2 protein-coding genes are annotated in these 15714 nt (G+C 50.1%); both read right to left on the reverse strand.

Annotation, left to right across the window (positions count from 1 at the left end; genetic code table 11):
- Position 1 precedes the first annotated feature (1 nt).
- Positions 2–14935: a non-ribosomal peptide synthetase gene (locus AUL54_RS02015; RefSeq protein WP_060962739.1), complete on the reverse strand. Its 14934-nt coding sequence runs from the start codon at positions 14933–14935 to the stop codon at positions 2–4.
- A 28-nt stretch (positions 14936–14963) separates the two neighbouring features.
- Positions 14964–15713: a polyketide synthase gene (locus tag AUL54_RS02020; RefSeq protein ID WP_060962740.1), complete on the reverse strand. Its 750-nt coding sequence runs from the start codon at positions 15711–15713 to the stop codon at positions 14964–14966.
- Position 15714: the final 1 nt, after the last annotated feature.

Below are 15714 nucleotides of genomic sequence, written 5' to 3' on the forward strand. Positions count from 1 at the left end.
GTTAAACCTCCACTTCATAGGTATCCCAGATGTTTGCCGCAGCTTTTTCGTTCGTTTCTTCTTTGCCCGGCGAAATCAGCCGCTTATTTAGTGCAGGCGGTGTTAAAGGATGGCGCTTGATTCGTCGTCCTTCATCTTCCTGCCACGCTTCCACAATGACATGGGCGTTTGTTCCGCCGTCGGCAAAGCAGTTTATTCCTGCCGCCGGTATCGATGACGGCCAGTCTGTCAGAGTGCGGCTGAACTGGATATTGGCCTTTTCTCTGTCGAAATGTGTAAGTTCATGCTTACCTGATAAAAACGGGATAAAGCTCTTTTCTTTCAGCATGAGCACAACTTTTATGAAACTTGCAATTCCTTCCGCACAAAGCGGGTGCCCGATGTTCGGTTTCACAGATCCGATTCCGAGCGGTCCGCCATCTGTTGTGCGGTAGACGGATTGAATGGCCTTCAGTTCTAACAGATCAGTGACGACCGTACCTGAACCGTTCGCTTCAATATGAGTGATGTCTTCCGGCCGTTTTCCGCTTTTTTCAAGAGCTGTCTTCATGACGGCCTTTTGCGCTTCAAGGCTCGGCGTAGCCGGCCCCGCTGTTCTTCCGTCATTATTGACAGAAGCCGCCTTCACCACGGCATAAATGGAATCTCCGTCTTTAACGGCCTGAGACACGGTTTTTAAAAGAACCATTCCGACACCCTCGCCCAGTACGACTCCATCGGCGCGTTCGTCAAATACATGGAACGACTGCGCTTTACTTAAAATGCCGCGCTGTTCAAACAATTTATGGGTTTCTTCAGATTCAAACAGGCTTACACCGCCGACAACGGCCGCTTTTATTTCTCCTGTTGTAAGGGCGTGAACGGCCATATTCATTCCGACTAAAGCAGAAGAGCAAGCCGTATCGAGGACAACACTCGGGCCGCGCATATCAAAGTATTGAGAGAGGTTTGCGGCCAAATAGTTCTGGCCCAGCGCGACGATCGGATTTTTCGCGTCCAGCAGTTTCTCTTCACCCGGTCTGTGCCGGCTCCGTCCGCCGAGATACACACCAATTGCCTCTCCCTTTATCTCATCCGGCGTATAGCCGGCGTGATACCACAGGTTAAGGCATTCTTCCAGAGCGGCCAAAGCTTGAGGGTCCATTGCCTTTACATCTTCTTCAGCCAGTAAAAAGAAGTCCGGATCAAATTGATGAATTCCATCAAGCATTCCCGCATAATAAGGCGTCTTCAAACCCCAACGCTCATCCGGGACAGGACGGACGGCCGAACGGCCTTCAGCCAAAAGCGACCAGTACGCTTCTAAGGAAGCCGCCCCCGGAAACCGGCAGGACATGCCGACGACCGCGATATCTTCCCCGTGAATCTGTTTTCCGGCCGGCTCTTCTTCCGCCTTAACGGCTTGTGTTTCAATGACCGGCTCAGCCGGTGCCTTCATAACAGGCCCCGCCGCCATATCAAACAGATCTGACAAAACTTCTGTATATCCATCGAGAAGCCAATTTGCGAAAGATTGAATCGTCGGATATTCATACAGAATGGACGGGTCAAGCGATGCTGAGAGATTCCGATTGATCCGCTGCAAAAGCTGGGCAAGGATAATGGAGTCCACTCCGTAATCTTGGAATAATACGTCTGTCTCAAGCTGATCCTGGTCAATCCGCAGCTCTTCAGAAAATAATCCTGTCAGCCACTCTTCTGTTTTCTTTGTTAATTGTTCGCTGTCCGCGGCCGAATCAGCTGTTTTTTTCGGTTTTACCGCAGCCGGACTTATCGGCTTATCCTGGCTGCTTTGCCGCATGAACTGCTCCGGTTTCCACAGCTTAGGATTCAAAACGGCCGGCAGCACCGGGCCCCTTGCTGATGCAAGAAGTATGCCGGCAAGAAGCTGTAATCCTTCTGCATTCGTGATGCTGTATAACCCGCTCTCTTTATAAGCTTTGTTCGTTACTTCTCCCATTCCGGTTTCTTTCCAGTTCGGCCACTGAATGCTTACGATCGGCAGCTGCTCTTTGTATGAGTTTGCAAAATAGTCCATATACGCATTAGCCATGGCATAGTCGGCCTGTCCTGCTGAAAGCGCCGGTATCGCAGCTGACACGGAAGAAAACAGGACGAAAAACTTGAGCGGTTCTTCGCTTACAACATTGTATAACGCCTGAAGCCCGGCTACTTTCGGCTCAAGCACACGCTGTATATCCTCATCGGTTTTTCTGATGAATGCGAGCGTCTCTTTATCGGTCACACCCGCGCAGTGGATAACCCCGCCGATCGGTCCGAGCGTCTGTTTGATCTGATCCAGTTCTTGTCTCAGTCCGGCTTCATCCGCTAACGGGACGGACAATACCTTCACTTGTACACCTTTGGATTCCAAGTCGAGAACAGCTTCAATTTTCGCTTTTACAGAATCCGGCACCTCATTCAGGCCGCCCGTCCACTCATTTCGCGGCGGAAGGGTCTCACGGCCGGTAAGCACCAGTTTTTTCACTCCGTAATGTTCGGCAAAATGGCGTGCGCATAAAAGACCGATCCCCCTCGTGCCCCCGGTAATCAACAGCGCATGGCTGTACGGAAAATCAATTCGCCCGCCTTTCATCTCTATGTTTTCTGAGGCTCTCAATATGGCACGGTAACGCACGCCGCCTCTTCGGCAAACTTCCGCATCATCAGCACGGGCATGAAACTCATCGGCAATTTGCTGCGCCAATATGTCGTCCGAAAGCGCTCCTTCAAGATCGAGATGCCTTGATGACAGATGGCTGTATTCGTACGCCAGCATTCTGTACAGACCGGCCCGTTTTGCTCCCGTTATTTGATTGGCCTCTTTTTCTATTGACTCAAGGTCTTTTGTGACACAAAGCAGTGTCATCCCTTCTTTATGTCCATGCTCAATCAATTGCTGAAGCCATTGGATAGCGGCCATGTCTTCAGAATCTTCTTTCGCTGCGCCGAGGAGGTCGATGACTCCGTCAAACGCCTGCCAGTCATATTCACCGCTAAAGCCTGATGCGGTGATGATACGGTGATTCGGGATATGCGCTGCGACCTCTTCTGCGAGATTGATCATGTCCCCGCCTGTCAAAATCGCAACGGGGCGTGCACACGGTTCACGCAGTTCGAGCGGGCTCAGCTCCCATTGTTTCGTCAGAATACGTTTGATCCGTTCTTCTATATGGACCTTATTATTTTTGTCACGATTCTCCGGCACCCAATACGTGTCTGTTGCGAACGGATAAGACGGCAGACTGAGTAAACGCGGTGTGCCTTTTTCATACAGCCGGTTCCAATTCAACACGCCGCCTTTCACCCATACCTCGGCCAGCTTGGCGAATTTTCCTTTTCTGACCCAGGCATCAATGACGATGTCCATATCTTCATCCGCCGTAAACAGAGCGAACGTATCTTTGTTGCGGTGAGACTGGCCAGTATACAGTCCGGCGATGTTTTTCTCATTTTCCGTAAATGCTTCCAGCTTTGTTTCCAATTCCGCCATCGTCGCTGCAAGAATGGCAAGGCGCTCTTCCATTTCGTCTCTTCCGGTTTGCAGCGTATAAGCGACAGCCGCCAAGTCTTGATCTGTGTACGGCGTTTGGCGGATCGCTTTTTGCAGCTGCTGCGCCTGTTCAAACAGTTTTTCTTTTGATTTGGCGGACAGAAGGATGATCGCCGGGTTTTCCGGACCGTGCTCAGGCTGAGCGGTTTCTTTCGGGACATACTCTTCAATGACAATGTGGGCGTTGACCCCGCCGATGCCAAATGAGCTGACCCCGGCCCGGCGCGGAATCGCATTTCCGTTTCTATCTTCAGCAGCGGTCCACTCCTGATTTTCCCGCACGATGTAGAAAGGACTGTCATCCAGCTGAATGTAAGGATTGATCGTCTCGCAATGAAGGCTTTTCACCAGCGTTTTGTGCTTCATTTGCAAAAGCACTTTCATGACGCCTGATACTCCCGCGGCAAGCTCTAAATGGCCGATATTGCTTTTGACCGAACCGATGCCGCAGCGATGACCGGAGACTCCAGGCTCTTGATTTGTTTTCGCCAGCTCGTGAAACGCTGCTTTCAAACCGTTTATTTCAATCGGATCACCCAATTCCGTTCCTGTACCGTGCGCTTCAATATAAGTGACGGTGCTCGGGTCCACTCCCGCTTTCCGGTATGCTTTCACCAATAAGTCAGCCTGCAGTTTCGGATTCGGCGAGGTTAACGTATTCGCCCGGCCGCCGTGGTTTTCAGCCGTCCCGCGAATTACGCCGTAAATCGGATTTCCGTCCCGTTCGGCATCTGTCAATTTCTTCAGCATCAGAATGCCCGCGCCTTCTCCTCTGACATACCCATTGGCGTCTTTGGAAAAGGTTTTGCATTTTCCGTCTTTGCTGAGCATGCCTGCTTTGCTGTAGCTGATATGCGCTTCTTCAGTCAAAATCGTGTTGATCCCTCCGGCAATCGCCATGTCGCATTCTCCGTTTTCTATGGCGGATACCGCCCGATGGATCGCCACAAGCGAGCTTGAGCATGCTGTTTCAATCGGCTCGCTCGGCCCGTGAAGATTTAACAGATAACTCAGACGGTTCGGACCTATGGAAGGAATCATGCTGCCTGTCGCCGCATGTCCTTCCGGCGCAAGACCTGCTCTTGTGAACAAATCTTTATAACCGGTATTTCCGGTTCCGATGAAGACGCCAGTATTTGTGCCGGAAAGGCTCTCCGGCTTACAGCCCGCATCTTCTATCGCCCGCCACGCATAAGTCAATAACAGCCGCTGCTGCGGATCTAAATATTGGGCTTCCCGCGGTGAAATTCCAAAGAACAGCGGATCAAATTCAGCTATTCCGTCGATAAAGCCGCCCCACTTGATATTCGTTTTATTCCCTTCAAGATTCGGGTCGCCATCAAACACTTCCCAATCCCAGCGGTCTTTCGGAATCGTTGTGATAGAATCTTTTCCTTCTTTCAGATTGCGCCAAAATTCCTCTATATCTTTTGCGCCAGGGAATCTGCCGCTGATTCCGACAATCGCAACCGGATCAAAGCGTCGCGGTTCTTTTGTCTCTGCCGCAGCGTGCATTACCGTCGCGAAACGCTTTCTTCTCTGCGTTTTCGGCTTATGGGCTTTTAGCTGCTCTTTTTTCGGCGTCTCTTTCTTCTTTTCGCCGAAACGGCCCGGATGCTCTTTTGCCAAATATCCGGCCAGATCGCTGATCGTCCCGTGCTCAAAGAAAATCGTCGGCGCCAGCTCCAGCTGATACGCTTCATTTAATTGATTTGTAAAGACGGTGAACGTTACGGAATCAAAACCGTATTCACTCAATTCCGTCTCAATCTCAATATCCTCACGGCCGACTTTTAAAATTCCGCTTACCATGTCTGTCAAAGCGGTATGAAGCATCGGAAGAGCTTCCTCTTCATCTTGTTTTTCTTCCGGCTGAGAAGGAAGGCCGGCATCCTCACCTGTCAAATATTCCGCTAAACTGCGGATCGTACCGTGCTCGAAGAAGATCGTCGGCGCCAGCTCCAGCTGATACGCCTCATTTAATTGATTTGTAAAAACGGTAAAGGATACAGAATCAAAGCCGTATTCACTCAGCTCCGTATCGATATCAATCTCATCTTGGCTGACTTTTAAAATCGAACTGACCATTCGGATAAGCGAATCGTGCCATTTGCCTGATGAAACGGCTGATACAGGCTCTGCCGTCTTCTCCTGCTGCTTGTCAGCTTCAGAAATGGATAGGAACGTCTGTTTTAATTTTGCCTTGTAGCCTTCAGCTGCTAAAACTTGCGGCTTTTCCTGAGCCAGGCCTTCATAGAATGCAGCAAAGCCGGCCGCCTTTTGAAGCGGAACCATGCCGAAAGCTTTTTTCATCATTCTCTCCGTCTCGTCTCCCGCCTGCATGCCGCCATCTTTCCACAGCGTCCAGTTGAAGGCGATCGTTTTTCCGTGCCGCAGGCCATTCTCCGTAAGGGACTGCCTGTAAGCGGCGTACGCATCCATAAACGCGTTGCCGGCTGCATAATCAGCCTGCCCGACATTGCCGAGAACGCCGGAAACACTGGAGAACAATACGAAAAAGTCAAGCCTGCAGTCTTTGCTGGCTTCATCTAAATAAGCGGTGCCGATCACTTTCGGATCCAGCACTTCCCGGAATTCTTCCTTCGTTTTTTGCAGCAGGAAGCGGTCTTGTATCACGCCCGCAGCGTGAATAATTCCGTTAAGCTCCCCGAATTCCGCCGTAATCTCTTTTATCAGCGCCTCATTTTCCCGCCGGTCTGCCGCATTCAGCTTTTTCCAGACGACATGTGCGCCTGCATGTTGAAGCATAGCGATTTCACGCTGCTTGGCTTCTGTCACATTTGAGCGGCCGGTCAGAATGATCTTCGGGTGTTTTACGCGATCAGTGATTTCTTTTGCAAACATCAAGCCTAAGCTTCCGGCGCCTCCGGTAATCAGGTATACGCCTTCGTCCTTCCAGACGGTGCCGCCACCTGCAGGATGCATTTCTTCCCAGGCCTTCACATACCGTTTCTCTCCTTTATAACGGATGTGTTTATCATGCGGCCGATGACTGTCGTTTTTCAGTTTTTGAGCGACAGCCGGCATTTCGCCGATTGATTCCATTTCGATGAGCTGACAGTCAAGTTTTCCGTATTCCAGCTCGGCTGTTTTTAGCAAACCGGTTAACCCCGCAAACAATTGCTGGCTGCCGTCTGCTGAAATAACGGTCTGAATCAGAATGCGGCCCTGCCTTTTTTCGCTCATGATCCGCCGAATGTGTTCAGCGATCGTCTGCGCATAGGTTTGGAAGCGTTCAGCGGCTGTTCCGCCCTCACCTTCCGCAATCAGCAGTTCGGCGTCTTTCAGACCGGATGCCGCTTCATTTTTTAGATGGACTGCATCTTCACAAAGAATGATCAAATGCTCATCAGCATGGACAGAAGCTTTCTCGGATGCCGCAGCTTCTTTCCACACCGGTGCAAACAAGGCCTTTTCCGAGCCGGATGGCTGAGCCGATTCTGCATCGCCTTCAAGCACTCTCGTAGAGAAGCCTCTCACCTTCACGCAAAGCGCTCCTGTTTCGTCATACAGGTCAATGTCGGCTTTTTGCACGGAATCGCCGGCTTGATATCCTTCGCTGAAGCGTGCATGCGCCCGCATAGTCGGTGTGCATGCTTTGATGACTTCAAGATATTCCAGCGCAAACGGCAGAATCAGCTTTTGTCCGGAAAACTCCTGCATAATGCAGATCGTCGCCGTCTGAATAGCCGAATCAATGATGCTAGGATGAAGCGTAAATTGTCCGTTCGTATGAGAAACAGAATCCGGAAGCTGTATGGCAGAAAGCACTTCTCTTTCACCGATAAAGGCGGACTTAATGCCTTGGAAGGCTTTTCCGTGGAACATTCCCCTGCTCCTGCCTTCCCGATAAAAGGCCGCCGGATCAAGAATGTCCGCTGTGCACCTGCTTTGTATGGCAGAAAGGTCTGCCTCAGGCTCTCGGTCTGCCTTTATGATTTCAGCCCGGCCTTGGCTGTGCAGCACTTCTTCATCGTCAGCGTTTACGCTGTAAATGTCATACGAGATGATGCCGTCTTCTTCAGGAAACAGCGCAATATGGACTTGGCGCTCTTGTTCGTGAACGACGATCGGTTTCATCCAGACCGTATGATGGAGCGTTATTCTATCTTGGTCTTTTAATAAACCGCCAAGCGCCCGTTTTACCGCTTCATAAGACATTTCCAAATATGCCGCTCCCGGCAGCACCGCTTTTTCTCTGACCACATGATCCTTCAGGAAAAATTCAGAGCCTGTAAACCGTGAGCTGAACCGCTGAACGGCCAAGTCTGACGTATTTTGCTGCACGAGCGGGTGTAAAACTGAGATTCCGGTATGTGCGGCAGATGTTTTCGTTTCAGCTTTTTTCGGCCAGTACGGTTCCTTTGCAAACGGGTAGACCGGCACACTGATCCGCTTCGGATACTTGTCTTTGTAAAGCTTGTGCCAATTTATGGCGACACCTTTACTCCACATTTCACATAGCTTCGAACCTTTTCCTTTCGCAAGCCATTTCTCAATGAGTTCAGCGCTGTCATCATCATCAGAAAGCCAGGCGATGTCTTTTGCCTGCTGTTTTTCTCCCCTGAAGCAGCCTGCTACAGCCGGCTTATCATTGATAAAATCGGCAAGCTGCCGCTTCAGCTCCGCAACGCCGCTTGTGATAAAGGCCGCGCGCTCCTCCATCGCTTCCCTTCCGACTTGGTAAGTGTAAGCAATATCCGCAAGATCGGCGTCCGTTTTTGCATCGAGAAAAGCCAGCAGCCGTTTTGCGTACTCCTTCAGACGGTCTTGTTTTCTGGCAGACAACGGGATAATGTACGGACCTGTCCATTCTGCTGCCTCAGACACCTCGGGATATTCTTCAAAAATCGCATGTGTATTTGTTCCGCCAAGCCCGAAAGAGCTTAAAGCCATGCGGTGCGCTGTGTTCTCGCGGGTTAACTCTTTTTTCCCTTCCGCAACGTAAAACGGAGAGTCTTCTAAATGAAGATGAGGATTCGGCTCTTTGTAATTGATGCTCGGCGCGATTTCCTGATGATATAAGCTCATGACAACCTTGATGCAGCCCGCCATTCCGGCGGCTGTATCTAAATGCCCAAGGTTTGTTTTGACTGAACCGATGCCGCAGTATTGTTTTTTATCTGTGTACCGGCCGTACACAGATTGAAGCGCGGACAGTTCAATCGGGTCGCCGAGTTTTGTTCCCGTGCCGTGCGCTTCGACGTACGCGATCGTTTCAGGATGGATGCCCGTCTGATCAATGACCTTCTGAATGACCTCAGCCTGTCCTTTGACGCTCGGCGCGTAAAATCCGACCTTATCCGCTCCGTCGTTATTGACGCCGATTCCGCGCAGCAGCGCATAAATATGGTCGCCGTCCCTAACAGCATCAGACGCTTTTTTCAAAAGCACGGCACCGGCCCCTTCACCGCCGATCATTCCGTCAGCAGCCGCGTCAAACGCTTTAATATGCCCGTCGCTTGAAAAATTCAGCCCAGGCTGATGAACATACCCGGCACTTGATTCCGTATGAAGGGTCGCACCGCCGACAAGGGCGTATTTGGCTTCGCCGGACTGCAGGCTTTGAAAAGCCGAATGCAGGCCGATTAAAGAAGATGAGCAGTTAGCATGGACAAAATAGCTCGGCCCTTTCAATCCGAGTTTATGAGAAATCATCGTCGGAATCGTCCCGCTTTGGGCAAGCACCCATGACACATAGCCATCCGGCGTTTCCAGCTGTGCTGTCGTCTCCTCCGGCAGCAGGCTGCGGTAAGAGTTGGCGCTTGCAGACATATACACGCTTGTTTCCGGAATGTCTGTTGAGACATATCCCGCATCCTCAATCGCCTTCCATGAATGGAGCAAAAGCATTCTCAGCTGAGGATCCATATATTCCGCATCTTTTGGTGAAAAGCCGAAAAAACCCGGATCAAACATTTCTTTTCCTTCTAAAACGGCTTTAGCCGGAACGAAGCCGGGATGATCAGCCAGTTCTTCGGAAACACCGAAACGGCGGAGCTCCTCTTTTGAAAAGAAGGTGATGCTTTCTTTGCCTTCTTTGATGTTATTCCAAAACTCATAATGGTCTTTCGCTCCCGGAAACTCACAGGATATACCGATAACCGCGACGCTTTCTTCATAATAATCGGGAAATTTTCCCGTCAGGTTTTCGCGGTTTTCTGCATTCACTTTCTTTTCTGATACAGATGCAAAAACGGTTTCTTGCGGTTTTTGTTCAGCGATATACCGGCTGATGTCTTTTACCGTCGCGTATTCAAACAGCTCCGTCACACTGAAATCACAATCCAGTTCCCGCGTCATCCGGTCAGTGACAGTTACGGCAAGGAGCGAATCCCCTCCCGCATCAAAAAAGCGGTCATCAAGCGCTATGTCACTGCTTTTTAATACGTCCTGCCAAATCGCAAGCACCGCCTGCTGAATATGAGATGAAGAGTATGTTTTTGTTTCCGGCTTTTTCTCTGTCAGATCGCGCGCTGCAAGAAGCCTGCGGTCAACTTTTCCGTTCGGCGTAAGCGGCAGCTCTTCAAGACGGATAAAGGAAGCTGGCGCCATATAGGCCGGCAGCGCTTGTTTCAAATGCCTGCGCAATTCCTTTGAAGACGGAAGCGGCTCTCCGTTTTTCAGGATATAAAATGCGCAAAGCCTTTCATTTCCGGAGTGATTGTTTACAACAACGACGCTTTCCTGTACGGCCGGATGGGCATTCAGCCGGCTCTCAATATCTCCGGGTTCAATCCGGTAGCCGCGGATTTTGACTTGGCTGTCTATCCGCCCCATGTATTCAATGCGGCCGCCGGGAAGAAAACGCGCCATATCGCCTGTTTTATAAAGCTTTGATCCCTGTTCCAGCCGGTGGCTGACGAAGGCTTTGTCCGTCAGCTCGGGCTTGTTGAAATACCCTCTTGCCAATCCGTCTCCCGCAATACAAAGCTCTCCCGGCACCCCTTCTAAAACAGGGTTGAGGTTGGAATCCATCATATACACACGGGTATTGGCGATCGGGCGCCCGATCGTAAGCGCGCTCTCATTTTCCGTTATACGCTGCACCGCGGACCAGATTGTCGTCTCTGTCGGCCCGAACATGTTCCAAGCCTCACTTTTCGTATCGAGAAACTGCTGTTTCAATTGCTCGCTAAGCGCCTCACCGCCGCAAAGGATTTTCACCTTTTCTTCATTTGTCCATCCGGAATGAAAGAGCATTTTCCACGTAAACGGCGTCGCCTGCATGATCGTCGGTTTGTACTCCTTAATCAGTTCTTTCAGCTTCCGTGCATCTTTTGTGACTTCTGTCTTACAGATATGGCATTGCGCTCCTGTGATTAAGGGAAGGTACAGCTCCAATGCCGCGATGTCAAAGCAATATGTCGTGACGGCAAGCAGTTTATCTTCGGACGAAAGCCCCGGTTCATGCGCCATCGAGATCAAGAAATTGGTCAGCGCCCGATGCGGAATCATGACGCCTTTCGGTTTGCCCGTGCTGCCCGATGTGTAAATGACATACGCCAGATCTTCAGGCGTCACCAGCCGTTTCAGCGTCATTCTTTCCCCCGCAGTCTCTTCAATATCAGACCAATCGCGGTCAATGGCTGCTGTCTGCACGCCTCCCCATTTCAAAGAGTGCTCTAAATCAGCTGTCGTCAGACACATTGAGATCCTGCTGTCAGCAATCATATATTCCAATCTGTCAGCGGGGTAAGAAGGATCAAGCGGCACATACGCTCCCCCGGCTTTTAAAATGCCGAGAAGGCCGACAGCCATATGCAATGAACGATCTGTATAAATGCCGATGAGATCATCAGGCTCCGCGCCGTGCGCCTGCAAATAGAGCGCCAGTTTCGTGCTTTTTTCATCAAGTTCACGGTACGTCAGTTTTTGCTTTTCATATACAACTGCACAGGCATCAGGGGTTTCTGCCGCCTGACGTTCGAATAATTCATGGAAGCAGGCATCCGGATACTCGCGGCTTGTCTCATTCCAAGTCTTAAAAATCTTTTGCTCCTCTCTTTTTGTCATGAGAGAAACATTCTCAAGCGGCATATCCGCGTTTGCCGTCAAAGATTCTGCTGCCTGTACAAATTGGTTAAAAAGTCTGACTGCCCCTGCTTCATCAAATAATTCAGTGCTGTATTTAATCGTAAGATCCATGCCTGATGCTTCTTCCCACATTTCAAATACAAGATCATATTCCCCTTCCTGATGAATGCCTTTTACAAACTCACAGGAGAATTCCTTATATTCATCAAGCATCGATTGGTAGCTTGAATGCTGCAGAAAATTTTGATAGAAAAAAGCATTAGTGAAAATAGGTGAACCGTTCTGCCGAGGTGTCGCATGAACATCACGCACCATTTTCGGAAACGGATAAAATGAGTGATCAAGTCCGTCCAAAACCGCATCCTGCGCCTTTTGAACAAAGTCAGCAAATGTTTCTTTCCGTCCGGCTCTGCCCCGTATAGGAAGCATGTTGAGGAAATGGCCGATCACCCCGTCAAAGTGTTCTTCCGGTCTGACCATTGCAGGCATGCCAGTCACAATATCTTCCTTATCCGTATACTTGCTTAAAAGCACCATGTAGCAGCTCAGCATGACGGTGGACAAATGAATCGAACGCGATGCGGCAAATGCCGTGACATTTTTCAGCAGCCGTTCAGGAAGCCTGCGTGTCAGCGTATCTTCTGTAAACGCCGGAGCACTGCTGTCCGTGCGCATCGGCGGAAGCTGAAGATCGGGCAGGTCGCCTCCGAGCTGTTCCATCCAGTAAGCACGGTCTTTCTTGCTTTCCTCACTTGCCAAGTACTGCTTTTCCCAAACCGCGTAATCGGAATGTACGGAAGCACCAGCTGTAAATTCTTCTCCCTGCAGCAGCGCCTGATAGTGATCCAGCAGACTGTGAATAAATGTAATGGATGAAATGCCGTCAAACACGATATGGTGAATGACCGTCAAAAGATAATGTTCCGAGACGGATTTTGAAAGCAGCTGCACACGCAGCAAAGGCCCGCCTTCTTTGACAAACGGCTCTTTCACTTTTTTTCGTATCAGAGCGGGTATTTGTGATTCATTTACGTCAGAAATATCTTCTTCCGAAAATACAAAAGGATCAGCCGATTCTGCGAAATAAAACCCGCCGTCTGTTTCCTTTACGGCGCTTTTGAGTATCGGGTGCTGTTTTAATACAAGCTGAAACGCCTGTTTCAGTTTCTTTTTGTCGATTTCTGATGTGAATCGGAAACAGAGCGGGACATGGTATGCAGCCGTTTCAGGCGACATTTTCTGCAATGTCCACAGCCCTTTTTGAACTTCTGAAAGCGCTGGCGCCGTTTGCTTGCTCTCCCGTTCTGCCGGCGGTTCGGCTTTTTGGGGATGATGGTCCGCTGACATGTTTGCCGCTTTTTCAGCAGTATAAGCCGCTAAAGCGCCAATCGTCGGGTTTTTGTGCAGCTCTCTTGCCGTCAGCCGGATATGATACGTTTTTTCGATTGATCTGGCGAGTTTCATCATCTTAATCGAATTGACGCCAAGACTTTGAAGCGGTGTATTTGAATCAACAAGTTCATCCGCGATGGAAAGTTCCTCTTTCAGAAAGCGGATAAAATCCCGTTCAATTTCTTTCTCTAAAGAAGCTGATTCGGAAGTGCCGTCTTCTTGCCCGTTATTATGTAATGAAGCAAATTGCCCTTGTTCGAATGATTGTTTCAGCTGGGTGCGCTGGATTTTCCCGATCGCCGTCTTAGGAATGTCTTCTTTTGCGACCGGAAGCAGATAGTCAGGGGTGACGCCGATTCGCTGTGTCACATGCTGGTGAATGTGATGAAGCAGCTTCGTCCGGCGGCTCTCATCCAACGGAACAGATGTCACAAAGAAAATCGCCAGCTCATCTGTCGTGCTTTGATTCGGCCGGACGGCGCATGCCGCTGTATATGACGTTTCGATTTCCGGTAATTCCTCAACGGCTGATTCAATGGCGTGGCTGTAATAATTCACACCGTTGATAATGATGGCATCTTTCGTGCGGCCCGTTATCGTCAGACGGCCTTCCCGCAGAAATCCGAGATCTCCCGTTTCAAACCAGCCGTCTTCTGTAAAGACAGTCTCATTTAAGTCCGGCCGCTCATAATATCCGCTTGTCACAGTCAGACCCGACACTTGGAAGCGGCCGATTTCTCCTTCTTCCACCACCTGATTGCGGTCATCCGCAATTCTCATATTAAACCCCGGAATCGGCAGACCGATCTCCACGAAGCGGTCGTCATCACTCGTGTTTTCCAGCGTGAATTCATCTGAGAAAATAACGCCTGAAGACGTTTCGGACATTCCCCATGCGGGACGGATGGCATTAGCCGGCAGACCGTGCGGCTCTAAAAGCTCCATAATTCTGCGTCCGACTTTCGCAACCGCGGCCTCCCCTCCGTTCAGCATATAACGCATGGAGGATAAGTCCCATTTCCGCGTTTGAATCTCTTCTGCGAAATCGGCGAGGAGTCCGAAGGCAAAATTGGGCGCCCACGTGACCGAAGCACGGTAATGATCAATCATATCGAGCCATTTTAAAGGGTCCATCAAAATGGATTCACTCGGTATGTTGATTTCTTCACACCCGAGATAAACATCACGCAGATGAAGCATTCCGATGCCGCCGACATGGTCAAAAGGCATCCAGTTAAACGTGACATCCTCACTTGTATAGCCTTGCATCTGAATATTTCCTTTGACCATGCAGATGATGTTTTCATGACTGAGCATCACGGCTTTCGGCGTGCCTGTGCTTCCCGAGGTCAACAGCAGCATCGCCAGATCTTCCGGACGGGGATAATGGCAATCTGTATCCATTTCATGCGCCGAAAGATCTTCTGCCGCCAAAGCGCAGAACCCGGAAAGCTCCTGATCCTTCGCCCATTCAGTCATCTCCGTCAGCACTTCACGGCTTGTGATGACATACGGCTGATTCAAAAGCGTCCAAGCGTCTTTCAGTTTTTGCGTCCCGCTGTTCATTTCTGTATAAGCCGGAGCGGCCGCAAGCGGAACCGGAATCGCTCCTAAAAAAACACAGCCCCAAAAAGCAGGAATCAGCTGAGAATTGTCACTGAGCTGTAAAATGACTTCATCATGGGCTTTCACGCCTGATTGGCGGAGTCCTTTCACAATCGAAAGAGCGATCTTTTTCAATCCGCTGTAAGTCTGATACACTTCGGTGCCGTCAGGCTGTATATATGTGATGCCCTTTTGATCATTCGCTGCCGCGGCGGTTTTATGCAGGACTTCAGGAATCGTCATCGGCTGATCCGCTGAAAGCCGCAATGATTTTCCATAGCTGACAGATGGCTTGAGTAACCCGCTTGCCTTCATATCACTTTTCATAGAGCTGCCTCCATTTCATCTGTATGTCTTATACTCCGTACATCGTCGTGATTCGTTTTTTCACTTCATCATCATGAAACGTCTGGTCATGCATGATTAACTCCTTCTCAATGATGGCCGGCAGCTGCTCGCGAAACGGCGTCACCAAGTGCCTTTTCAATGTGATTAACGAGTTTCTCGGTTTTTCCGCCAGCTCACGGGCCAGTTCCTGTGCGTATCCCAATACTTCCTGCCTCGGAAGCACCGGAAAAGGCACCCCTCTTTTCTCCAGATCACCGCCGCGGTAATGGCCTCCGTTTAACAGCATTTCATGTCCGAGGCTTGCCCCAAGCTTCTGCGGAACGATGAAGGTAGCGCCCATTCCGGGGGTGAAGCCGTATTTCATAAAGTTTGCGGTATACACGCTTTCTTTGCTTAAAATGACAAAATCACTGAAAAGCCCCATGACAAACCCGCCTCCGATTCCGTGGCCCTGCATGGCGGAAATGACGGGAATATCACATTCCAGCGCCAAAGAGTACATGCGGTCTTCCGTAAATTTCGTGATGCCTTGCTGAATCCTCAGTAAGCCTTCCTGTGTGCCTCCGGAAGCAAAGTAATGGCCGTAGCCTGTTAAAATCACAGCTTTATAGACGGACGATTTTTTAACACGGGCGAAAGCCTCCATCAATCCATCCGTCAGCTCTTTGGAGAAGGCATTTTTGTGGGTTTTATCCTGCATTGTCACTTGGATAATTTCCGGTTCAAGTTCGAGCAGTTCAACTGCGGCGTTCGGCATG

The organism is Bacillus sp. SDLI1 (genome assembly GCF_001553895.1).
Taxonomy (GTDB): Bacteria; Bacillota; Bacilli; order Bacillales; family Bacillaceae; genus Bacillus; species Bacillus siamensis.

Excerpts from the sequence above, each read along its gene's own strand:
- AUL54_RS02015 (WP_060962739.1), bottom strand. The coding sequence starts at position 14,935 with ATGAAAAGTGATATGAAGGCAAGCGGGTTACTCAAGCCATCTGTCAGC.
- AUL54_RS02020 (WP_060962740.1), bottom strand. The coding sequence starts at position 15,713 with ATGCCGAACGCCGCAGTTGAACTGCTCGAACTTGAACCGGAAATTATC.